The sequence below is a fragment of the Planosporangium spinosum genome (assembly GCF_049999945.1).
Classification (GTDB): domain Bacteria; phylum Actinomycetota; class Actinomycetes; order Mycobacteriales; family Micromonosporaceae; genus Planosporangium; species Planosporangium spinosum.
Genome location: NZ_JBLYUB010000015.1, coordinates 133795 through 155539, shown reverse-complemented (window position 1 = coordinate 155539; position 21745 = coordinate 133795). Strand labels below are relative to the sequence as shown.

The 21745-nt window shown below is 72.0% G+C and carries 20 protein-coding genes and 1 tRNA gene; 8 read left to right on the top strand and 13 right to left on the bottom strand.

Translation table 11 applies throughout. The features are described 5' to 3' along the window. Nucleotides 1-32: 32 nt before the first annotated feature. The 4 genes from ACNTMW_RS20660 to ACNTMW_RS20645 form a co-directional block, all read right to left on the bottom strand. On the bottom strand, nt 33-647 hold the full coding sequence (locus ACNTMW_RS20660; RefSeq protein WP_426635335.1) for a uridine kinase family protein: 615 nt from the start codon (nt 645-647) through the stop codon (nt 33-35). Beyond that, nucleotides 644-2170 carry a cobyric acid synthase gene (locus tag ACNTMW_RS20655; RefSeq protein ID WP_426635334.1) on the bottom strand — a complete coding sequence of 509 codons (1527 nt, stop codon included), beginning with the start codon at nt 2168-2170 and terminating at the stop codon, nt 644-646. The genes ACNTMW_RS20660 and ACNTMW_RS20655 overlap by 4 nt, the downstream gene beginning before the upstream one ends. Next, entirely contained in the window at nt 2167-3201 is a 1035-nt protein-coding gene (locus tag ACNTMW_RS20650) for a cobalamin biosynthesis protein (RefSeq protein ID WP_426635370.1), read from the bottom strand. The genes ACNTMW_RS20655 and ACNTMW_RS20650 overlap by 4 nt, the downstream gene beginning before the upstream one ends. A 119-nt stretch (nt 3202-3320) precedes the next feature. Then, on the bottom strand, nt 3321-4226 hold the full coding sequence (locus tag ACNTMW_RS20645) for a single-stranded DNA-binding protein (protein ID WP_426635333.1): 906 nt from the start codon (nt 4224-4226) through the stop codon (nt 3321-3323). Between the two features lie 211 nt (nt 4227-4437). Between ACNTMW_RS20645 and ACNTMW_RS20640 the strand changes: the two genes are divergently transcribed. Next, nucleotides 4438-5415, top strand: a complete 978-nt coding sequence (locus tag ACNTMW_RS20640; protein ID WP_426635332.1) for an alpha/beta hydrolase — start codon at nt 4438-4440, stop codon at nt 5413-5415. An 18-nt stretch (nt 5416-5433) separates the two neighbouring features. Here ACNTMW_RS20640 and ACNTMW_RS20635 read toward each other — a convergent pair whose 3' ends face one another. Beyond that, nucleotides 5434-5961, bottom strand: a complete 528-nt coding sequence (locus tag ACNTMW_RS20635) for a DUF1444 domain-containing protein (protein WP_426635331.1) — start codon at nt 5959-5961, stop codon at nt 5434-5436. Between the two features lie 225 nt (nt 5962-6186). Here ACNTMW_RS20635 and ACNTMW_RS20630 point away from each other — a divergent pair. Continuing rightward, nucleotides 6187-6259 (top strand) — tRNA-Arg (locus ACNTMW_RS20630). Between the two features lie 682 nt (nt 6260-6941). On the opposite strand, the gene ACNTMW_RS20625 is transcribed toward ACNTMW_RS20630, so the two are convergent. Next, a complete protein-coding gene (locus ACNTMW_RS20625; protein ID WP_426635330.1) occupies nt 6942-7109 on the bottom strand; it encodes a hypothetical protein in 168 nt (55 codons plus the stop codon). 424 nt (nt 7110-7533) lie between these two features. On the opposite strand from ACNTMW_RS20625, the gene ACNTMW_RS20620 reads away from it, so the two are divergent. Beyond that, nucleotides 7534-7776, top strand: a complete 243-nt coding sequence (locus ACNTMW_RS20620; protein ID WP_426635329.1) for a winged helix-turn-helix domain-containing protein — start codon at nt 7534-7536, stop codon at nt 7774-7776. Between the two features lie 61 nt (nt 7777-7837). Next, nucleotides 7838-8092 carry a winged helix-turn-helix domain-containing protein gene (locus ACNTMW_RS20615; RefSeq protein ID WP_426635327.1) on the top strand — a complete coding sequence of 85 codons (255 nt, stop codon included), beginning with the start codon at nt 7838-7840 and terminating at the stop codon, nt 8090-8092. A 177-nt stretch (nt 8093-8269) separates the two neighbouring features. Here the strand turns inward: ACNTMW_RS20615 and ACNTMW_RS20610 are convergent, their stop codons facing one another. Both ACNTMW_RS20610 and ACNTMW_RS20605 read right to left on the bottom strand, forming a co-directional pair. Next, nucleotides 8270-9886, bottom strand: coding sequence for an alpha/beta hydrolase (locus ACNTMW_RS20610; RefSeq protein ID WP_426635326.1), 1617 nt, complete (start codon nt 9884-9886; stop codon nt 8270-8272). Between the two features lie 148 nt (nt 9887-10034). After that, nucleotides 10035-10301 (bottom strand): hypothetical protein, encoded by a 267-nt coding sequence (locus tag ACNTMW_RS20605; RefSeq protein ID WP_426635324.1) that lies wholly within the window; start codon nt 10299-10301, stop codon nt 10035-10037. Between the two features lie 730 nt (nt 10302-11031). Here ACNTMW_RS20605 and ACNTMW_RS20600 point away from each other — a divergent pair. Continuing rightward, a complete protein-coding gene (locus ACNTMW_RS20600; RefSeq protein WP_426635323.1) occupies nt 11032-12036 on the top strand; it encodes a GH25 family lysozyme in 1005 nt (334 codons plus the stop codon). Here ACNTMW_RS20600 and ACNTMW_RS20595 read toward each other — a convergent pair. Then, nucleotides 11924-12952 carry a DMT family transporter gene (locus tag ACNTMW_RS20595; protein WP_426635322.1) on the bottom strand — a complete coding sequence of 343 codons (1029 nt, stop codon included), beginning with the start codon at nt 12950-12952 and terminating at the stop codon, nt 11924-11926. The two genes, ACNTMW_RS20600 and ACNTMW_RS20595, sit on opposite strands and share 113 nt — an antisense overlap. Between ACNTMW_RS20595 and ACNTMW_RS20590 the strand changes: the two genes are divergently transcribed. Continuing rightward, complete coding sequence (locus ACNTMW_RS20590) at nt 12951-14375, top strand: aminotransferase-like domain-containing protein (RefSeq protein ID WP_426635321.1); 1425 nt, start codon at nt 12951-12953, stop codon at nt 14373-14375. The two genes, ACNTMW_RS20595 and ACNTMW_RS20590, sit on opposite strands and share 2 nt — an antisense overlap. Here the strand turns inward: ACNTMW_RS20590 and ACNTMW_RS20585 are convergent. Together ACNTMW_RS20585 and ACNTMW_RS20580 are read right to left on the bottom strand one after the other, a co-directional pair. Next, nucleotides 14362-15405, bottom strand: coding sequence for an alpha/beta hydrolase family protein (locus ACNTMW_RS20585; protein WP_426635320.1), 1044 nt, complete (start codon nt 15403-15405; stop codon nt 14362-14364). The two genes, ACNTMW_RS20590 and ACNTMW_RS20585, sit on opposite strands and share 14 nt — an antisense overlap. A gap of 8 nt (nt 15406-15413) precedes the next feature. After that, nucleotides 15414-16319: a helix-turn-helix domain-containing protein gene (locus ACNTMW_RS20580; protein ID WP_426635319.1), complete on the bottom strand. Its 906-nt coding sequence runs from the start codon at nt 16317-16319 to the stop codon at nt 15414-15416. A 137-nt stretch (nt 16320-16456) separates the two neighbouring features. On the opposite strand from ACNTMW_RS20580, the gene ACNTMW_RS20575 reads away from it, so the two are divergent. Together ACNTMW_RS20575 and ACNTMW_RS20570 are read left to right on the top strand one after the other, a co-directional pair. Next, complete coding sequence (locus tag ACNTMW_RS20575) at nt 16457-17665, top strand: cytochrome P450 (RefSeq protein ID WP_426635318.1); 1209 nt, start codon at nt 16457-16459, stop codon at nt 17663-17665. Between the two features lie 111 nt (nt 17666-17776). Beyond that, the gene (locus ACNTMW_RS20570; protein ID WP_426635317.1) at nt 17777-19432 is read left to right on the top strand and encodes an alpha-amylase family protein; all 1656 of its coding nucleotides are present in this window, start codon (nt 17777-17779) and stop codon (nt 19430-19432) included. 12 nt (nt 19433-19444) lie between these two features. Here the strand turns inward: ACNTMW_RS20570 and ACNTMW_RS20565 are convergent, their stop codons facing one another. After that, the gene (locus ACNTMW_RS20565) at nt 19445-20329 is read right to left on the bottom strand and encodes a PP2C family protein-serine/threonine phosphatase (RefSeq protein WP_426635316.1); all 885 of its coding nucleotides are present in this window, start codon (nt 20327-20329) and stop codon (nt 19445-19447) included. A 137-nt stretch (nt 20330-20466) separates the two neighbouring features. Beyond that, nucleotides 20467-21513: a S1 family peptidase gene (locus ACNTMW_RS20560; RefSeq protein ID WP_426635315.1), complete on the bottom strand. Its 1047-nt coding sequence runs from the start codon at nt 21511-21513 to the stop codon at nt 20467-20469. Between the last annotated feature and the right edge of the window lie 232 nt (nt 21514-21745).

Below are 21745 nucleotides of genomic sequence, written 5' to 3'. Positions count from 1 at the left end.
CCCGGCATCACGCCGTACTCCCCGATCGTCGTCTACGCCCAGACCTTCCGTACATACTGGCCCCCGGGGTCAAGCTGAACGCCGGGTGCGCCGTCGACGAGCAGGTCCGCGTGGTCGGCGATACGGTCGGCGGCGAAGTGCGCCGCCTCGGTGTCGAACCAGCGCCGCAGCTCGGCCTCGATACCGGCGCCGTCGCGGCGCAGCGCCCGCGCCAGGCGCAGCTCGCGCGGCGCGGTGACGAAGACCGCCAGCGTCAGCTCCGGGCGGATCACCGCCCGCGCGCTGGTCACCCCCTCGACGACGAGGACATCCGGTACGGGTACCGGTACCGTCCCGGCGAACCGGCCCGCGTGCCAGTCGTAGCAGCGGTACGCCCCGGGCTGCTTGTCGCGCAGCGGCACCAGGACGTCCCGGTCGAACCGGGGCCAGAAGGTCAGCATGTCGTCCCAGCCGTCGAGCAGATCGTCGGTGTGGATCTCGGCGGTGTCGGCACCCGCCGCGCGCAGCGCCTGCGCCAGACGGGCGGCGAACGTGCTCTTGCCCGCGCCCGCCGGCCCGTCGACGGCGACGAGCCGGACCGGGCCGAGCCGGGGCGGGCGATCGAGTACCCGGGCGGCCAGGCCGGCGAAGGTCTCGACTGTTGTCACGGGGCACCCGGGGGGACGAACGGCAGGCGGGGCGGTGCGCCGGTCTCGATCAGGCGCCACAGCGCGTCCGTGTCGAGGTGCTCCTCGACCAGGTCACCGAGGACGTCCAGGCCGCGTTCGCGAAGTGCGGCGAAGTCGGTGTCGGGTGCCACCCGGAACCCATGCCGGCCGGCCCGGCGGGCCGCCACGGACAGGAACGCCCGGCGGAACTCGTCGGACTCGAAGGCGCCGTGCCAGTGGGTACCGAAGACGTTGCCGGCCCGGGCGCCCTCACCGATCCCGCCGGTGGTGTGGATCAGTGGGATGACGGCTCCGCTGGACACGTACCCGTGGTGGATCTCGTATCCGCGCACCGGGACGCCGAAGCTGGCGCCGACGGGGCGGGCGAGGGTCTTCTCCGCGGCGAACGCGATCTCGATCGGCAGCAGGCCGAGGCCGGGCACGGTGCCGCGCCGGCTCTCCACCTCGTCGTGGATACGTTCGGCGAGCATCTGGTACCCGCCGCAGATGCCCAGCAGCGGCTTGCCGGCCTTCGCGTGGGCCAGTACGGCGGCCGCGAGACCGGTCCCGCGCAGCCACATCAGGTCGTCCACGGTCGACTTGCTGCCGGGCAGGACGACCAGGTCGGCGTCGGCCAGGTCGGCGGGCTCGGCGGTGATGCGGACCCGTACGCCGGGCTCCGCGGCCAGGGCCTCGGCGTCGGTGGCGTTGGAGATGCGCGGCAGCCGGACGACCGCGACCGTCAGCCATTCGGTGCCGGCCGGCTGGGTCGGCCGGCCGAGGGTACGCCCGTACGCCAGCGAGTCCTCGCCGTCGAGCCACAGGTCGGCGCGCCACGGCAGTACCCCGTACACCGGGCGGCCGGTCAGCCGGTGCAGGTCGTCGAGGCCGGGCCGCAGCAGTGCCGGGTCGCCGCGGAACTTGTTGACCACGAACCCGGCGAGCAGCGCCTGGTCCTCGGGTGACAGCAGGGCGAGCGTGCCGTACAGCGCCGCGAACACCCCGCCCCGGTCGATGTCGCCGACCACGATCGTGGGCAGGTCGGCGGCGCGGGCGAGGCCCATGTTGACGAAGTCCCCGGCCCGCAGGTTGATCTCGGTCGGGCTGCCCGCGCCTTCGCAGACCACCACGTCGTACTCGGCCCGCAGCTCGGCGAGGGTGTCGAGCACCGTGTGCCGCAACTGGTCGCGCATCGTGCGGTAGTTGACCGCGTCGACCTGGCCGACCGGCCGGCCGAGCAGGACGACCTGGCTGCTGCGGTCGGAACCGGGCTTGAGCAGGACCGGGTTGAACCGCACACTCGGCGCGATCCGGCACGCGGCGGCCTGCATCGCCTGGGCCCGGCCGATCTCGCCGCCGCGCCCCTGCTCGTCCACGACCACGGCCGAGTTGTTGGACATGTTCTGGGCCTTGAACGGCGCGACCTTCACGCCCCGCCGGACCAGCCAGCGGCAGATGCCGGCGGTGAGCAGGCTCTTACCGGCGTCCGAGGTGGTACCGGCGACGAGGAGTCCCCCGCTCACGCCCGCTCCTCTCCGAGATCCTTGGCACCTACGCGGGCCATAGGCCGCCCAGGTGTCCAGGATCGACGAGTTCTCGTAGGGCGAGTTCCCGTGCCGCGGGCTTTCGCGGTGGCGGCGAGCACGGCGAGTGCCGTGGCCCCGGCGCTCACCAGCCCCGACAGCCGTACCGCCCGGTGGATGTCGGCGGGCTCCGGGGCGCGGCCGTGCCTCCCGAGCATCGGACGCTCCTCGACCCGCCCGGCGTACACGTTACGGCCACCCAGCCGCACGCCCAGGGCTCCCGCCATCGCGGCCTCGCACTGGCCCGAGTTGGGGCTCGGGTGCCGGCGACCGTCGCGGGTCCAGGTCCACAGCGCCCGTACCCGGCTGCCGCCGACCAGCGGGGCGGCGGCGACGGTGAGGGCGGCGGTGAGGCGGGCGGGTACCAGGTTCGCCGCGTCGTCGAGGCGCGCGGCGGCCGTGCCGAACCGGGCGTACCGCGCCGACCGGTGCCCGACCATCGCGTCGAGGGTGTTGACCGCCCGGTACCCGACCAGGCCCGGCAGTCCGGCCACGGCGCCCCAGAAGAGGGCGCCGACGGCCGCGTCGGAGGTGTTCTCGGCGACCGACTCGACGGTGGCCCGGGCCAGTTCGGACGGGCCGAGCGCGGCCGGGTCGCGCCCGCACAGGTGCGGCAGGCGCTCCCGTGCGGCGGCCAGGTCGCCGCTGTCGAGCGCCCCAGCCATCGCGGTCCCCTCCCGTCGCAGCGACGTCGATCCGAGCACGGTCCAGGTGGTGGCCGCCACGAGCACCGCCCGGGCCAGCGGCCGGCGGCGGGTAGCGACACTGGCGAGGACGGCCGCGGCGGTGGGGACGCCCGCGGCGACCGCCACGTACCGGGCCCCCGCGGCCGTGGTCGGCGCGTACATCCGCCGTTCGAGCGCGGCGGCGGCCCGCCCGTACCCGGCTACCGGATGCCAGCGCCGCGGGTCGCCCAGCGCGGCGTCGAGCAGGGCCCCGGCCAGCAGCCCCGCACCGGTGGCGACGGCGATCTTCGCAGACACCCGTGCAGCGTAACGACGAACGGCCGGGCGGGCCGCCGCAGTCCCGTCGCGCCGGTCGGGATCGCCAGGTACTGACGATCCCGACCGTCCCCGTTGCGCGGCGCCGGTCAGGCAGGGACCGGTACGCGGGTCCGGCTCCGCCGGCGGGCGGGCCGGGCGACCTCGGGAGCATCGTCGGCGGTCCCATCCGCCTCGGCGTCGTCGTCGCCGTCCGGGTCGCCGCCGTCGGGGTCAGCTCCGGAGGCGTCGACCGCCAGGTCGGTGCCGAGGCCGACGGCGCGGAGCATCTTCAGCGCGTCGTCCACCGCGTCGTCGTCGGAGCGGCCGTCATCCCGCTCGTCGTCCGTGCTGTCGCCGGCCGGCTCGTCGCCCGTCGGGCGCGCCGGGCCGTACCCGCCGTAGGGTGACGCCAGCGGCGTCCCGCCGTATGAGGACGCCAGCGGCGTCCCGCCGTACGGTGACGCCAGCGGCGTCGACGGCGGGTCGAAGGTCGGCGTCGGCGCGTCGGAGGGCGACAGCTCGTCAAGGTCGCCACGGCGCGACGGGTCGGCGGGGCCGCCGCGGCGCGACGGGTCGGTGGCCGGGGCGCCCACCGGGACGCTGACCTGACCCGCGATCCGGGCGTCGGACTCGGCGTCCTCGACCATGCTGGTCGCGGCGCCCGGGCGGTGGCGCCGGAAGTCGGCGAAGCCGCGGGACAGGTCGTGGCCGACCGCGATGGCCTCCAGCTCGTACGAGACCCGCTGCTGGCCGTCGTCGCCGATCCAGTCCCGGGTGTACATCCGGCCGGTGACCACCAGCGGATCGCCGGTGACGACCGAGTGCGTCACTCCCTCGGCGAGCCGGCGCCAGCACGTGACGCGCACCCGCAGGCTCGGGCCGTCGACCCACCGGCCGCTGTCCCTGTCGTACCGTCGCGACGTGGACGCCACCCGGAAGCTGGCCACCAGGGTGTTGGTCCCGGTGGTACGCCGAAGCTCGGGCGCGTTGAGCGCATTACCGACAATCGTCACAGTTGTATCGAACATCGCCTCTCCCAGTGCTGTGTCCTCAGCGGTGCCGTGCGAGTCGACTCGCGGACCAGCCTGGGGCCGTACGGGGACGCGCGTCACCCGGTACCCATGGATCTGTGGACAGCGAGGGTGCCTGTGGACGGGGCAGCGCGCAGAACGCGGATCTGGTAGGGGGATCCCTTTTAGTTGACTCGGCGGTAACCTCCCTGGCGTGGAGACGGACCTGCTGGGCGAGCCGTACGAGCGGCACACGATCGACCTCGGTACCGATGACGAGGGGCCGGTGACGGCGACGCTGGTGCGCCGGCGCGCCGACGAGCCCGACGGACGCGCCGCGCTGTACGTGCACGGCTTCTCCGACTACTTCTTCCAGACGCACCTGGCCGACTTCTACACGTCGCGTGGGATCGACTTCTACGCGCTCGACCTGCGAAAGTACGGTCGCAGCCTGCACCCGCACCAGACGCCGAACTTCTGCCGCGACATGTCGGACTACTACCCGGAGCTCGACGAGGCCGTCCGGATCATCCGCGAAGCGGACGGCCACGACCGGCTCCTGGTCAGCGGCCACTCCACCGGCTGCCTGGCCACCGCGCTGTGGGCGCACGACCGCCGCGACGCCGGTGTCGTCGACGCGATGTTCTTCAACAGCCCGTTCTTCGACATGAACGTGCCCCGGCGGATCCAGCTCGTGATGCGGCCGATCGCGATGCGCAAGGGCCGCACGCAGCCGTACTACAAGATGCCGACCGGCCTCAACGAGGTGTACGGCAGCAGCATCCACCGCGACCGGCACGGCGAGTGGGACTACAACCTGGAGTGGAAGCCGCTGCCGGGCTTCCCGGTCCACGCCGGCTGGCTGCGCGCCATCCTGCTGGGCCAGAAGCGGCTGCACGCCGGCCTCGACATCCCGGCGCCGATCATCGTCGGGGCGTCCACGGCCAGTTACAAGCGGGCCCGCTGGGGCGAGGAGGCGCGCGCCGCGGACTCGGTCCTCGACGTCGACCACATGGCCAAGTGGATGCCGGCCCTGGGGCGGCGGACCACGCTGGTACGCATCGAGGGCGGCCTGCACGACCTGGCGCTGTCCGCCGAGCCATCCCGCAAGCAGCTCTTCGACGAGCTGGGCCGCTGGATGGACGCGTACTTCGCCCGGGCCGCCGACGAGGTGGCTGCCCCGGCGTCCTGACGGTGTCCCGACGGCCCCCTACGGCTTGAACGGTATCCAGGCGCCGTCGCGGCGGACCAGCAGGTCCCGGCTCAGCAGGTGCTGATCGCCGGCCCGGAAGACCCGATCGACCGTACGCTTCGCCTTGTCCAGACCCGGTGGCGACTGCGACCCGGTCACAATGACGACATCGCGGGCCGGTACGCCGACGACAAGGTCACCGGGTAGCGAGGTCGCCAGCCGCGGCCACGGCCCGTCGGCCAACAGCAGGCTCGACTCGATCCCGTCGAAGGAGAGCATCAGGGTCGGCGGCCTGCCGTGGACGCGCACCGCGCCCGCCAGCGCGTCGAGGTTGTCGGCGGCGCGGCGCTGCAACACCCGCCGCGACAGCCCGAGTTGGTCGAGATCGAGCCAGCTCACCAGCCGCTCGCCGTATGGCGGGCCGAACGAGTACGAGACGGCGAGGTCACCGGCGAACTCGTCGAGGACGGGGGCGGCCGGGTCACCGTACGGGTCCTCCTGCGCCGGGGCAAGGAGGGGCAGGAATGTGGTGCTCGTCACTTGCACGGATGCACGGTAGTCGGTCGCGAGCCGTATTGGGGATCATCCATACAGCCCCCACGATTCCAGCCATTTCATCCCGTACGCCCGGATCGTAGAATTACCGAGTGTAGTTGCCTAAAACGTCTACGTACGGGGCGAGAAAGAAGACGCGCCGTTATCCCTTTCGACCAGCATGACGCCGTGGTATGGCGGTAGCCTTTGTCCGCGGCGCGGCCCCGCGCCGCCCAGGCGCCCGTAGCTCAGTGGATAGAGCAGAGGACTTCTAATCCTAAGGTCGCAGGTTCGAATCCTGCCGGGCGCGCCCAGTTCACAAAGTTTGTCCTCGATCTTTCGGCACCACCAGCTCACTGGGCTGAAGGGGCGCACCGATCCCGTTCTCGTAGTGCGTGAGCGACGATTTCCGACAGCGCAGCCCCGGCCTCGTCGGCCACCCCCAGCACCCACGCGGCACCAGCGAAGTAGTGCATGGCGCGGTAGAAGTTCTCCTCATCCTCGCTCAGCAGCGGGATACCACGCCGCCGCGTTCCATCCATCACCGCCGCCCCAGCAGCACGTGACCCGCTACCCCTGGGGTACGCCGCGGAAGCCTGCCGTACCTCGCGAACAACTGGCCCGCCGCAAGGCGACTGCGACAGGGCTCCTCCTCGCCGCAGGCTCGGCAGTATCCGCCGGGCGTACTGATCAAGTGGCGCTGGAGTTCCGCCTGCGCCTGGTCGAGCTGCGCAATCACCAGCGCGCTCAGGTACGTCGTCACCACTCCCCCTGGTTGCCGAGTGCGCTTATCCGTACGAGCACATGCCGCTCCCCCACCTCTTCGCCATCGCACCGCAGCTCGATGCCTCTGGCGAACGTCCACGTGGCGTTTGGGAACTGCGGGTGCGGCGGGACGATCTCGGTGAGGCGCATGCGTAGTGGGCCGGCACCAAAGCAGTAATCACCCGCTACGAGCGTCACTACGTCCCCGACGCGGGCCAGGCGGTCTGTCATCGCTCCACCTGCGCCTGGCGCCCACCCGGCTGGGTGCAGACGGGGCACGTGAACTTCGAGCCGCACCCTGGACACCAGCGCGACTTGACCTTGAACAGGAACAGTCCGGCGGCGAAGCCCAGGATGGCGACGCCGGTCAGCGTGCAGGCGGACAGGTAGAACACTGCGTTCACCTCCACCGGAGCAGATCGGTACGGGCACCGGCCACCCACAGCGGCCCGTCACCCTCGTCTCGGGGAGTCGGCGCCAAGCCTCACGAGAAGTACCCGATGAGGTCCGGCGCCGACCCGATGCGCCGAGCAACCGGCGCGGCGCAGCCGGAACCCTGAAGGAAACGGCAAGCGTCGAGCGCGGCGCCCATCCACCCGAATCCCAAGGCGTTGATCAGGAGAAACGGGGTCGAGAGCGACGTCGCCCGAGTTTGCCGACTAGGAACGCAGGCCGCTCTCGCCGCCCAGACTGGCACAACTCAACATGTTGGGTCAACAGCCCAACATGTTAGGTTGAAGATCACTTAACATGTCGAGAGCTTGAACGCGGGATCCTCGCGTGGTCGAATCGTGGAGCCGACTAGGGAGTTCCACGACCATGCCCGAAGAACCCGCGTACCGCCGTATCGAGGCCGACCTGCGCCGCCGCATCCGGGATGGCGAGTGGCCACCGGGCGGACGGCTGCCCACCTATCAGGAACTCGCGAACGAGTACGGCGTGTCGCTGCAACCAGTTCGACAGGCCCTGACCCGGCTGGAGAGCGCCGGCGTCGTCGTCCTGCGCATGGGAGGTCGACCGCTCGTCGCCGACGAGGAACAGCGGCGCGGTTCATCCGACTGACAGAGGCCGGGTCAGCATTGGCAAAGCTCAACGAGCGGTGCCGCGCCGTCCACAGCCAACCATGGGGTTCTTCGCCATGCCGGAAGCCGAATACTTACGCATTCAAGCGGATCTGCGGCGCCGCATCGATGCAGGCGAGTGGCTGCCGAACACCCGTCTGCCCACCCAGACAGAGCTGGCCGAGCACTACGGCGTGAGCGTACAGCCGATCAAGGCAGCGCTCAGCCGTCTCGACGTGCTCGGCGTGGTTGTCCAGCGCCGGGGCGGCAGAGCCATCGTGGCCGATCGCAGCCGGCAACAGCCAGCCGGGCGCTGAAGCGCCACGAATGGCACCCGCCCGCGCTGTTCGGTCCGCTGACCCAGCGGGCGGCCCGGGGCAATGCCAAGCCGCCGGCACACGTATTCGCGCCGCGCCATCGTCGACGCGATCCGCCACACCGCACACAACGACGGAGGGTGGCGGGCCCGGCGGCCCGCCACCCGTACCCGCGCCCTATTCGAATGGTTGGTGGTCGGGCTGGCAGACCGTACCGGCCGGCGGTACCGCCAGGTCGACCAGGTACCGCAGCGCGATCGAATCAGCGCATACGCTCTGGCCGCCCAGGATGGCGTGGCCGAAGGCGTCGACGCTGACCAGCCGGTCGTTGCCCAGCTCCGCGGCCATCCGCTGGTTGAAGTGGTAGTTGGTGGCCGGGTCGTGGTAGTTGCCGAACAGCAGGACCGGGTTGGCCGTCTTCCGGTTCCACGGTCCGCTGTAGCGCTCCGGCCGGTCGACCGGCCATGTCGCGCAGGCCACCTGGCTGAACGCGTGCGTGCGGCCGACGGTCGGCGACTGACGCTCCCACAGCTCAGCGGCGGCCGGGTGCAGCGCGGGTACCCGGCCGAACGGCTCGTCGGAGCAGTTCACGCTGATCCCGGCGTCGTTGCCGGTGTACGGAGTGTCGGGCCGCACGTCACGCAGCCCGGCGCCGGCCGCCGGTGTGCTCCACCGGCTACCCGCCGCCCGCGCGGCAGCCGACGGAGGCGTCGCGCCGGGGTGGATCGCCTCGTACAGCAGCTGCAGGTTCGCCGCCAGTTCGGGGTACGCGTCCGCGGAGTACAACGAGCCCGCCACGTAGTCAGTGAACATGCTCAACGTGACCGTGAAGCCGAGAGCCGGTACGTCCACCGGCCCCCGGCGCAGCCGCTGGCGGATCTCGGCGAACGTGGCCGCCGGGTCCCCGTCGCTGAACGCGCACCGGCTGCCGGCCTGGTCGCACAGCGCGAGGAAGGCGTTCACCACCTCCTCCTGCCCGGCGGCGCGCTGGTGCAGGTACTCCAGTCCGTTGCTGGTACGCAGGGCCGGGTCGACGTTGCCGTCGAGCACCATCGCGCGGACCCGCTGCGGGTACAGGTTGGCGTAGGTGGCCCCGATCAGCGTCCCGTACGAGAAGCCGAGGTAGTTGAGCCGGCTGTCGCCCACGGCGGCGCGCATCAGGTCCAGGTCCCGCACCACGTTCACTGTGGACACATGAGCGAGCAGCGGTCCGGCGTTCGCCGCGCACGCGTTCGTGAACTCCCTGTTGCCCTGCATCGTCGACGCGATCTCCGGGCCGGTCACCGGCACGCCGACGATCTTGTCGAAGACCGCTGTCGCGTCCTCCTCGGTGGTGAAGCAGCGCACCGGCGCGCTGCGGCCCACACCGCGCGGGTCGAAACCGATGAGGTCGAAGCGCCGCCCCACCTCGGGCAGCAGGGCGGCGAGCGCGACGGGCATGGTGTACCCGCTGCCGCCCGGGCCGCCCGGGTTGGAGAACAGGGACCCGAGCCGCCTGCCCGGGTCGTCGGCCGCGCGGCGCAGCAGGGCCAGACCGACCGTACCGGCTGCCGGGTGCGCGTAGTCGAGCGGAACGTCGTACGTCGCGCAGCTGTACCTGTTCCGATCGGCCGCCGGTAGCTCGGCAAGGACGTCGGTGGGGCAGGTGCCCCAGGTGACCGGTGGCGCGGCTGGCCGCGCCGCCGGGGTGGCGGCCGCCGCGGCGACCGCAGGTTGCGCCAGCAGCACGGCGGCGACCCCTACGGCGATCGCCGCCCGGACCCGCCACCGCACGCGCCTCGCTGGACCTTCCATCGGTACCCTCCCCTGGGACGACTGGTCGTCCTGCCATCGTCGTGTACCGATGGCTCCAGGGCATCGGGGATTATCCCTACATCGGGGTACGGCTACGACTCAGCCGGACGGCGGCCACCGCGAACCCCTCAGCGACGAGCAGGTGCCGCTACCACCACTTGCCCTGTTCGCCCTTGGCTCCCTGCGGCACGCCGCCGACCCAGTGCGCGCCGATGCCGTCGATCTCGACCACCAGGTCGGCCATCTCGGCGCCGGGCTCGCCCCCGTAGTGCTTGACGACCAGGGCGGAGACCTCGTCACCGGCGACCGGATGGGCTTGGCCGGGCAGTTGGCCGGTCACCGACGACCGCCACTGGAACGCCTTCTCGTCCGCGGCGCTGATGCCGTACGTGACGACGCTACCCAGTACTGCCACCGCCACCCCCTCCTTTACCCGCGTACGCGAATCGCGGCATGGACGGAGGTAACGTAACGTGCCTCGACCGGCAGCGCGACGATCTACCGAAAATCTACTAGCGTCAATCTTCTCCGTTAGTGATGTCAGCTCCGCACCGGCACCGACCAGCCCCGACGGGGCAGTCCACCCCGCGGCCGCCGCTCGAACGCGGCGACCAGACTGCCACATCACAGACCCGGCAAGGTCACAACCCTCCACTCACCGGACTCGGATCTGACGCGCGATTCCCACCATGAATTGATCTCGTCAGGCACTCACCGGCGCCACACTCTTGACCCGTCACAGTAGCCGACGATATATTTTTTCAATTCACGTCGGCCATTTCAGGCCATCATGCGGGACCCGGTTCGGACCGACACACCCGCCCCCGACGCGGGCCACCGGCGACAACCGCGAAACATATTCCAGGTTCCCCTGGCACCGCCAGCCATCCGCAGCAGCGCTTCAGCGTCGAATGACAACCAGATAATTTCCTCCCGCACCGCGGCGAGATCGCGACGGCGACCAGAGCGGAATCCACGACCGGAGCCAGGCGGACCGCACACCTCGATCCGCAGCGAAACCCGCCACGAAGCCCCCGAGCGAAAACCCGACGCGGGCACCAACCCCGAACCGGCCCCGGACACCCGACGCAAAAATCGACACGGACCCTCACCGAAATGCCGAAAGAATCTCCGTCCAGGAGGTGATGCCGCCATGCCGATTTTCGGCTGGGATTGACGCGTCCGACTACGACTGGGACCGGGGTCCGATGGACCTGACCGCTGCGGCCCGCGACGGGATCTCGTTCTTCACCCACAAGGCCACCGAGGGCACCCAGATCCGGCACGCCCACTACGGAGACGCGCTCAACCGGGCCGCCGCGGCCGGAATTCCCCTGGTAGGGGCGTACATCGTAGTCCGCACCCCGGGCAACAACGGCCACGGGAGCATCCAGGCCCAGGTCAACTACTTCGTGTCGTACCTCGACGCGCAGACGCCGTGGTGGCGTGGCCGGCGCGAGTTCTTCGTCCAGGTCGACCTGGAGCACTGGGGTTATGACGACGTGGCTCCGCAGTACGGGGTGCAGGCGTGCGGCCTGCTGCGCAGCGCGACCGGAAAATGGGTCGTCCTCTACGCGCCACGATGGGCCTACGGAAACAGCATTCCCGGCAATGATCCATTGTGGGCGTCCGCCTACGGCACCAATCCCGCCGTGCCCTACCGGCAGGCGTACCGGGGCGACGACGACGCCGGCTGGAGTCCGTATTCCGGCCGCACGCCGATCATTCTCCAGTACGGCAGCAGCACCACGATCGGATCGCAGCCCACCTGCGACGCCAACGCCTATCGCGGAACCGGCGACCAGTTCCGTGGAATCATTATCGGAGGTGCGAACGTGGCCGGAGAAGCCGACCTGGCATTCAGTGCGCCGTACACCGGAACCGAGCCGTGGATTTCCGGGCAGTCCTGGATGGCGAAGGCCGTGGAGGGCCCGCTCATCCGAGCGAACGTGAAACTCGACCAGCTGATTGCGACGCTCGCCCAACTGAACACGAAGCTCGACCAGTTGAGCGCCAAGCTCGACGCGCTCCAGGCGGTCACCGCACCGACCCAGGATCAGGTAGACGTGTCGATCCTGAAGGCGATGCAGGACCCGGCGGTACAGCAGGGGATCGGCGACGCCATCGCATCCCACCTCCACGTGAGCTGACCGTACGGCTCCGCTGCGTGAGGGCGACACAGCCGAGCACCAGCAGCGCGACACCGACCGCCGGGCCGGTGACCGGCTCGTGCAGCAGCACCGCCGACCAGCCCAGCGTCAGGACCGGCTGGGCGAGCTGGATCTGGCCGACCCGGGCCACGCCGCCCCGGGCGAGCCCGGCGTACCAGGCGAAGAAGCCGAGGAACATCGACACCACGGTCAGGTACCCGAAGCCGAGCCACCCGGCGGCATCAGCACGCGGAACCCGCGCGAGCACCGTCACGGCGGTGACCGGCACGGTCACCGGCAGGGACAGTACGAGCGCCCAGCAGATCGTCCGGGCGCCGCCGAGGTCACGGGCGAGCGCGCCGCCCTCGGCGTACCCGAGGCCGCACAGCGCCACGGCGGCGAGCAGGAACAGGTCCGCCGACGAGAACGAGCCGGACACCGCACCACTGACGGCGAGAAAGCCGAGCACCGCGACGAGCCCGGCGGCACCGGCGGCCCAGAACGCCGCCGGTGGGCGCTCCCCCGCCCGTACCACCGCCAAGACCGCGGTCACGGCCGGCAGTACGGCGATGACGACGGCGCCGTGCGCGGCGGTCCGGGCCTCCAGGGCCAGCGAGGTGAACAGCGGAAACCCGACGACCACCCCGGCGGCGACCAGGACCAGCCGGCGCCACTGCGCGGGCGTGGGCCGCGGCGCGCGGGTCAGCCACAGGTACCCGCAGGCGAGCGCACCGGCGCCGGCGGCCCGCCCGAACGCGACCAGCCACGGGTCCAGGGTGGCGACGGCGACCCGGGTGGCGGGCAGCGACAGGCTGAACGCGAGGACGCCGAGCGCCCCGAGGGCGATACCCGTCACCCGGTCCCGCCCGATACCCGTTACCCGCCCAGCACCGGTAGCGTTACTCTGATCTCTCATGAATGATGATAACGCAGCCGGACGCGTTATCCGAGAGCTCCGGGCCCTGGCCGCTTCCGCCGCGCCCGGTAGCCGCCTGCCGTCGGTCCGCGAACTGACCACCCGGCACGGCGCCTCCCCGGTGACCGTCACGCGGGCGGTCCGCACCCTGGCCGCCGAAGGACTGGTCGAAGCCCGGCCGGGCCAGGGCACCTTCGTGGCGCGGCAAGCCGGAAGCGAACAGCGGCAAGCCGGAAGCGAAACCGGGCAACCGGAACGGCCCGACCTGGAGTGGCAGGCCGTCGCGCTCGGCGCCCGGCCCGCCGGCGAGGAGACGATGCAGGCGCTGCTCGCGGTCCCCCGCCCCGGCGCGATCCCACTCTCCGGCGGGTACCTCGACGAGGACCTGCAACCGGTCGCCGCGCTCGGCGCCGCACTGGCCCGGGCCGCCCGGCACCCGGCGGCGTGGCAGCGCGGGCCGGTCGAGGGGCGCGCGGACCTGCGGGCCTGGTTCGCCCGGGAGGCCGGCGGGGGCCTACGCGCCGACGACATGGTGGTCTGCCCGGGCGGGCAGGCGGCGCTGTCGACGGCGTTCCGCGCCCTCGCCGTACCCGGCGAGACGATCCTGGTCGAGTCGCCCACCTACCTCGGCGCGCTCGCCGCCGCGCGGGCCGCCGGGCTCACCGTCGTCCCGGTACCCGCCGACGCCGGCGGCGTCCGGCCGGAGCTGCTCGCCACGGCGCTGGCCCGCACCGGTGCCCGGCTGTTCTACTGCCAGCCGCTGTACGCCAACCCGCACGGCGCGACACTCGACCCGGCCCGGCGCGCGGCGGTCGCCGAGGCGATCCGGAGAGCCGGAGCGTTCCTGATCGAGGACGACTACGCCCGCGACCTGGCCGTCGACGGCGACCCGCCGCCACCGCTGGCCGCCGACGACCCGCACGGCCACGTCGTGTACCTGCGGTCGCTGACCAAGTCGGCGGCGCCCGGGCTGCGGGTCGCGGCGATCGGCGCGCGGGGGGCCGCCGGGGCTCGGCTGCGCTCGGCCCGGGTACTCGACGATTTTTTCGTCGCCGGCCCGTTGCAGCAGGCCGCGCTGGACTTCGTCACGTCGCCGGCCTGGCTGCGCCACCGGCGGGCGCTACGCGCGGCGCTGCGGGCACGGCGGGACGCGCTGATCGCGGCGCTGCGACGGCACCTGCCCGAACTCGTACCGGACACGGTGCCCGGCGGCGGCCTGCACCTGTGGGTACGCCTGCCCGACGGGCTCGACGACGTCGAGGTGACCGCCGCGGCAGCGGCCGAGCAGGTGGTCGTGTTCCCCGGGCGACCGTGGTACGCCGGCGAGCCGCCCGCACCCCACCTGCGCCTGACGTTCGCCGCCGCGCCGCCGGACGTCCTCGACGAGGGGGTACGCCGGTTGGCGCGGGCTATCCGGAGCTGACCCCCAACCGGTCGGCCAGCCAGTCGGCCGTGTCCGGCAGCCACGCCCAGCGGGCGTTGCCGAGCAGGTGGTTGCCCTCGGGGACGAGGAGGTACTCCCCGCGCGGCGCCTCCCGGGCCAGCCGTTCCCCGTTCGTGACACCGGGGATGGCGTCCCGGCCACCGTCCACGACCCGCAGCGGCTGCCGGATCCGCGCCGCGACGCGATCGAGCCGGACCCGGCCGGCGAACGCGCGGGCGGCGTCGGCGCTCCCGGTACGCAGCGCGAGGGTCCCGGTCACGAACGGCGGCAGGTCGTCCCAGGACAGCGCGTACGGGCCGCTGACCGTGACCCCGGCCCGGAGCCGGGGGTGGTGGGCCAGCGCGACGGCGCCGTAGAAGCCGCCGAGGCTCAAGCCCAGCAGGCCGACCCGGCCGGCGTCGACGTCCGCGCGCCCGTCGAGGGCGGCGAGCGCGGCGGCGACGACCGGGTGGAAGTCCGGCTCGGGTGCCGAGGTCGCGGCCAACTCCCCCTGGCCGGGCCCGTCCAGGGCGAAGGTCGCCACGCCCCGGCGCAGCAGGGCGGCGGCGATGGGGTGGAACTCGATCCGGCTGGAGTCCATGCCTGCGACCACCAGGGCGACCGGTGGACGGTCGGCCCCGGCCGGGCGCCGCAGGGTGGCCCGGAACCCCGCTCCCGCGACGTGGTCGGCCGTCGGGTCGAGGTGGCGCAGGGACCGGCGCATCGCGTCGGTGGCCGCGGCGTGCGCCTCGGTGGCCCGGACCGGCAGCGTGGTGGCGAAGTGGAACCACAGCGCCGCGTCACGGTACGCCTCGCCGGCCGTCACGGACCGGCCGGCGGCCTCGGCGCGTTCACCCCGCGCCAGGTACTCCGACGCCGTGGCGACGAACGCCGCGGGCCAGTCGCGCAGGGAGGTCAGCCGGGACGTCACCGCGTCGTACCGGGCGGGGTCGACGCCGGCCGGTACGACGCGGGACCGGGCGTCCGCGACGTGCGCGGCCAGCACGCCGGGAGTGTCGAAGAATGACATACCTGTCCTCAGTGGTTGGTCAGCCGGACGCCGGCCCCGTCGGCCGGCCGGGCGCCGGGCGCGGCGAGTGTGGCGGGCGCGGCGAGCGTGGCGAGCAGGCGCAGGGCGTCCTCCGACGTACTGCCCGGTTCGGGGGTGTACGTCACCAGCACCTGGGCCGGATCGTCGGACAGCCGCATCGTCTCCGACGCCACCTCGAGCCGGCCCAGCAGCGGATGGCGGAGCTGCTTGATGGCCGAGGTCTTACGACGTACCGGGTGCGCGGCCCACCAGCGCCGGAAGTCGTCGCTGCGCACCGACAGCTCGCCGACCAGCGCGGCCAGGTGCGGATCGTCCGGGTGGTGACCGGCGTCCATCCGCAGGTAGGCGACCTGCGCCCGGGCGCACTCGGCCCAATTCGGGTACAGGGCCCGGTAGGAGGGGTCGAGGAACATCAACCGGATGAGGTTGCGGTCCCGGCCGGCCAGCGCACCGAAGTCCGTGATCAGCGCCGCGGCGAGCCGGTTCCAGGCAAGGATGTCCATGCGCTGGCCGATCACGAAAGCCGGCACGTGGTCGAGGGTGTCCAGCAGCCAGCGGACGGTCGGCCGGACCCGCTGCGCCGGCACCGGCCGCCCCCGTGACGGCCGGTGCCGGGCCAGCCGGCCGAGGTGCGCCCGTTCGTCGGTGTCGAGGCGCAGCGCCCGGGCCACCGCGTCCAGGATCGCGTCGGAGACGTTGCGTACCCGGCCCTGCTCCATCCGGATGTAGTAGTCGACGCTGATCCCGGCCAGCTGAGCCAACTCCTCGCGGCGCAGGCCGGGCACCCGCCGTCGACCCGCGTGGGGCACGCCCAGGTCGGCCGGGTCCAGCCCGGCCCGACGGGCGCGCAGGAACTCCCCGAAGTCGCCTCCGGGCTCCCCCGATGTGCTCATGTGTCCATTGTGGTCCAGATATCGCCGGCGAGCCTGGCCCTGCCGTTACCACCATCGGCGGCCCCGCCCGGGCGCGGTACCCGGGCTTTACAGGAAACGGGCTTCCGTAAACCGCCGGGAGACGGAAGGCTGAATCCATGACATCGCCAACCGTCGACCTCCGGCTGCTCGCCGACCCGAGCGTCCGGGCCAACCCATACCCACTGCTGCACCAGCTTCGGGAGGCGTCACCACTGTCGCTGATGGACGGACAGCTCGTGGTCGCGGCCCGGCATCGCGACCTGTCGGCCATCCTGCGCCACCCCAACGCCAGCAGCGAACGCTCCCGCTCCGCGCTCGCACCGCCCGACGTGAAGCCCGGTACGTTCTCCTTCCTGTCGCTGGACCCGCCCGACCACACGCGGCTGCGCCGGCTGGTGTCGTCGGCGTTCACCCCGCGGGTGGTCGCGGACCTGCGGCCCCGGATCACCGAGATCGTCGACACGCTGTTCACCCGGGTCGCCGGGCGGGGCCGGATGGACATCGTCGACGACCTCGCGTACCCGCTGCCGGTACAGATCATCAGCGAACTGCTGGGCGTGCCGGCCGAGAACGGCGAGCAGTTCCGGGAGTGGTCGGGGCTGCTGGCCCGGTCGCTGGACCCACAGGTCGCCGACCCGGACCCGGAGCGGCTGGCCCAGGGCGCGACGGCACTGGCCGAGTTCCACCGCTACTTCTCCCGCCTGATCGGGCAGCGCCGCGACCACCCGCGCGAGGACCTGCTGTCGCTGCTGGTGCACGCCGAGTCCGAGGGCGACAAGCTCACCGAGGACGAACTGCTCGCGACGTGCGTCCTGCTGCTGGTCGCCGGGCACGAGACGACCACCAACCTGATCGCGAACGCGGTACTGGCGCTGCTACGCCACCCCGACCAGCTCGACGCGCTGCGGTCCCGGCCGGACCTCGTCGACGGGTGCACCGAGGAGACGCTGCGCTACGACGCCCCGGTGCAGCTCACCACCCGGATCGCCCGCGGCCCGCTGCCGGTCGGCGACCGCGAGGTACCCGACGGCACGGTCGTCCTGATGCTGATCGCGGCGGCCAACCGCGACCCGGAGGTGTTCGACGACCCGGACCGCTTCGACATCACCCGCGGATCCGGCCGGCACCTGGCGTTCGCGGCCGGCATCCACTTCTGCCTCGGCGCCGGCCTGGCGCGGCTGGAGTCGGCCGTCGCCCTGGCGGCGTTCGCCCGGCGGGTCACCGCGCCGCGCCTGCTGACGCCCGACGTGGCGTACAAGGAGAACTTCACCCTGCGCGGGCCGGCGCGGCTCGACATCGGATTCGAGGCCATCGAACCGGCGTAGTTCGAAGCCATCGAACCGGAGAAGGGCCGGTTCGCCAGGCCGGCGTTTAGGGACGAGGGCGGGGCGGGCACACATATTCCGCCCCCTCGATCCGACTGGAGACCGACGGCCATGAGCGAGTACTGGTACAAGGAGGCGGTCATCTACTGCCTCGACGTCGAGACGTTCGCCGACTCCGACGGCGACGGCGTCGGCGATCTGCGGGGGCTCATCGGACGCCTCGACTACCTGGCGCGGCTCGGCGTGACGTGCCTGTGGCTGAACCCGATCCACCCCTCGCCGGGCAAGGACGACGGGTACGACATCACCGACTTCTACACCGTCGACCCGCGCATCGGCAGCCTCGGCGACTTCGCCGAACTGCTGCACCAGGCGTCCAACCGGGGTATCCGGGTGATGATCGACCTGGTGGTCAACCACACCTCCGACGAGCATCCCTGGTTCAGGTCGGCCCGCTCGTCACCGGACTCGCCCTACCGTGACTGGTACGTCTGGAGCGACGAAGAGCCGCCGGACCGGTTCCAGGGCATGGTCTTCCCCGGCGAGCAGAGCGAGACGTGGACCTACGACCGCACCGCGAGGGCCTGGTACTACCACCGCTTCTACGATTTCCAGCCCGACCTGAACTTCCGCAACCCGCAGGTGCGTGAAGAGGTCAAGAAGATCATGGCGTTCTGGCTCCAGCTCGGTGTCGCCGGCTTCCGCCTGGACGCCGTGCCGTTCATCATCGAGCTGACCGAGCCGGGCAAGGACCCCTGCCCGAAGGACTTCGAGTTCCTCACCGAACTGCGCCAGCACGTCCAGTGGCGGCGCGGCGACGCGCTCCTGCTGGCCGAGGCCAATGTGGAGCCCGACCAGCTTCCCACGTACTTCGCCGACGCCGGCGGCTCGAACAACCGGCTGCACATGCTGTTCGACTTCATGCTCAACGGCCGGCTGATGCTGGCCCTGGCACGGCAGGACCCGGAGCCGGTCATCGAGGCGCTCCGCGACACCCCGAAGCTGCCGCCCGGCGCCCAGTGGGCGACGTTCCTGCGCAACCACGACGAGATCGACCTGTCGCGGCTCACGGCCGCGCAGCGCGCCGACGTGTTCGCCGCCTTCGGCCCGGACGAGGACATGCGCCTGTACGACCGCGGGATCCGCCGCCGGCTCGCCCCGATGCTCGGCGGCGACCGGCGGCGCCTGGAACTGGCGTACTCGCTGCAGTTCACCCTGCGGGGTACACCGGTCCTGCGGTACGGCGAGGAGATCGGCATGGGCGACGACCTGTCGCTACCCGGCCGTAACTCGATCCGTACCCCGATGCAGTGGTCGCCGGCGGCGAACGGCGGCTTCTCCACCGCCGAGAAGGCCGAGGACCTGATCCGGCCGGTCGTCTCCGGCGGGCGGTTCGGGTACGGGAAGGTCAACGTCACCGCGCAGCGCCACGACAGCGGCTCGCTGCTGGCCTGGTTCGAGCGGATGATCCGCACCCTGCGGGAGAGCCCCGAGGTCGGTGCCGGTACGTGCCACCACGTCGAGCGCGAACTGCCCGGCGGCGTCCTGGCCCACCGGGCCGACGGCAACACCGGCACGATGCTGTTTCTGCACAACCTCGGCCCCGACGAGGTCACCGTCGACCTCGGCCACCTGTACGGCGAGGCGGACGATCCCAACCAGGTCTTCGGCGACCGCGAGTACCGGCCGGTGGGCCGGCTCGACGCGCTGGAGCTGGCCGGGTACGGGTACCGCTGGATCCGGCTGTGCCGCACCGCCGGAAGCTGACCCGGCACCGTTCTACAAGCAGGGGCGGGCCGCCAGCACGCACATGTCGTCGGCCGGGTTGGTCGGGCCGAGCCGGCGCAGCAGGTCGGTCAGTGAGCAGCCGTCACCCTCGGCGACACTCGCCAGGAGCGAGTCGGCGACGTCGTCGAGGCCCTGATCGTGGCTGCCGCCCCGGGACTCGATCAACCCGTCGGTGTACAGCAGGAGGATGTCACCGGCGGCCAGGGGCACCGTCGCCGTCTGGTAGGTGGACCGGACGTTCGCGCCGAGCAGCATGCCGGGCGGGCGGGCCAGTTCGCTCACCTCGCCGCCGCGTACCAGCAGCGGTGCCGGGTGCCCGGCCTGCGCCCAGGTCAGCACGCCGGTGGCGCGGTCGAACCGGCCGACGGCGGCGGTCGCGGTGCGCGGCCGTTCCCCGTCGTGGTCGCAGAGGATGCGGTTGAGGTGCCCGAGCAGCTCCGCCGGGTCGGTCGTGGTGGTGACGGCCAGCGCGGCGAGCGCATGCCTGAGCTCGGCCATGACGGCCGCCGCGGCGAGCCCGTGGCCGGCGACGTCACCCACGGCGAGAATGGCGGTGCCGTCGGCGAGGCCGGTCGCGTGGTACCAGTCGCCGCCGACCGGTTCGCCGTGCTCGGCGGGCTGGTAGCGCACCGCGACCAGCAGGCCGGGCACCATGAACGGTGCCGCCGGCAGCGGCAGGACGACCTGGCGGAGCTGCTCGGACAGCTGCCGCTCGGCGGCGATGCGGCGCTGGCACTCGGCGACGGCCCGGCGCAGCTGCGCGTTCTCCGCGGCCGCCCGCCGAAGCTCCGTGTTCTCCGCCAGCAGGCGCGCCATGGTCTCGGCGGGGGACGGGTCCGCCCGCTTCCCCTCGACTGGCGACGCGCCGGGGTCCATCCCCTGACGATGTCACACCGGCACCGGCGAGCTGAACCCTCGAACCGTTGTGCCGTAAGGAACCGCACGGTGAGGAAAGTGCCCTTGCCCGCCGGTACCGGTGGACAAGGGCACTTTCGTGCGAGCGGGGTCGCGCTTTAGAAGACGCTCACGCCGTAGACGCTGAGCGCCTCGGTGACGGGCTGGAAGTACGTGGTGCCACCGGAGGAGCAGTTGCCGCTGCCGCCGGAGGTCAGGCCGAGCGCCGTCGAGCCGGCGTAGAGCGAGCCGCCGCTGTCACCGGGCTCGGCGCAGACGGTGGTCCGGTAGAGGCCGGAGACGCTGCCCTCGGCGTAGTTGACGGTCGCGTTCAGCGCCGTCACCTGGCCGCTGTGGATGCCGGTGGTGCTGCCGCGACGGGTCACCGTCTGGCCGACGTACGCGTTGCCGGCGCCGGTGATGTCCTGCGAGCCGACCGTGCCGGACTTGGTGATGGAGGTGTTGGTGTACCGGACGATGCCGTAGTCGTTGCCGGGGAAGCTGGTGCCGGCCCGGGTGCCCAGGGTCGTGCTGCCGTTGGTCCAGGTGGAACCGGCGTTGGTGCAGTGGCCGGCGGTCAGGAAGTAGTAGTTGCCGGCGCTGTCCCGGACGTTGAAGCCCAGCGAGCAGCGCGAGCCGCCGGTGTAGATGGCGTCACCACCGGAGATCGTGGTGCTCAGGATGCCGGGCGCGCTGGTCACCCGGACGATGCCGCCGAGGCGGGCCACGGCCGCGTCGAGCTGGGCGCGCTTGGCGCCGGTGACGGTGCTGTCGGCCTCGACGACGACCTGGTTGGTCTTCGGGTCGACGTACCAGGCGGTGCCCGGGATCTTGGCGGTGCGGTCGAGCTCGGCGGTCGCCCCGTTCAGCTGCGTGGAGCTGTACGTGACCAGCTTGGCGGTGGCGCCCTTGGCGCGGACGGTCTTGGCGGCGGCGTCGTCGGTGACGGTGACGGTGATCCTGCCGGTGGTCGAGTCCAGGTAGGAGCCGGCCGAGCGGGCGCCGAGGGAGTCCGCCAGCCCCTGGGCGGTCTCCGCACCGGCGGCGCCCTGGAGGGTGTCGGGCGGGGCGGCCTGGGCGAGGGACGGGGCAGCCAGTGTGCCGGCGACCAGTCCGGCGGCCGCGACGGTGAACGCGGCGCGACGGAACGACCTTGTGAGTCTCACGCATACCTCCGGGGATGAGGACAGTGTCCACGCGGCTGCACGGGTGCCGCGTGGACGGAATGCTGCCATCCCATCGATAGATGTACAAGAATGAATCTTGGCTGCGCGGGTATGCCGAGGGAAAACATTCTGACCCCTTTCGCGAACTCCTCGTCAGGAAGGGGTGTCGTAGATCACACCCATTGGTCCGCAAACGCGCGGGTGGCGGCCGATGCCGGCAAACGCCAAGGAG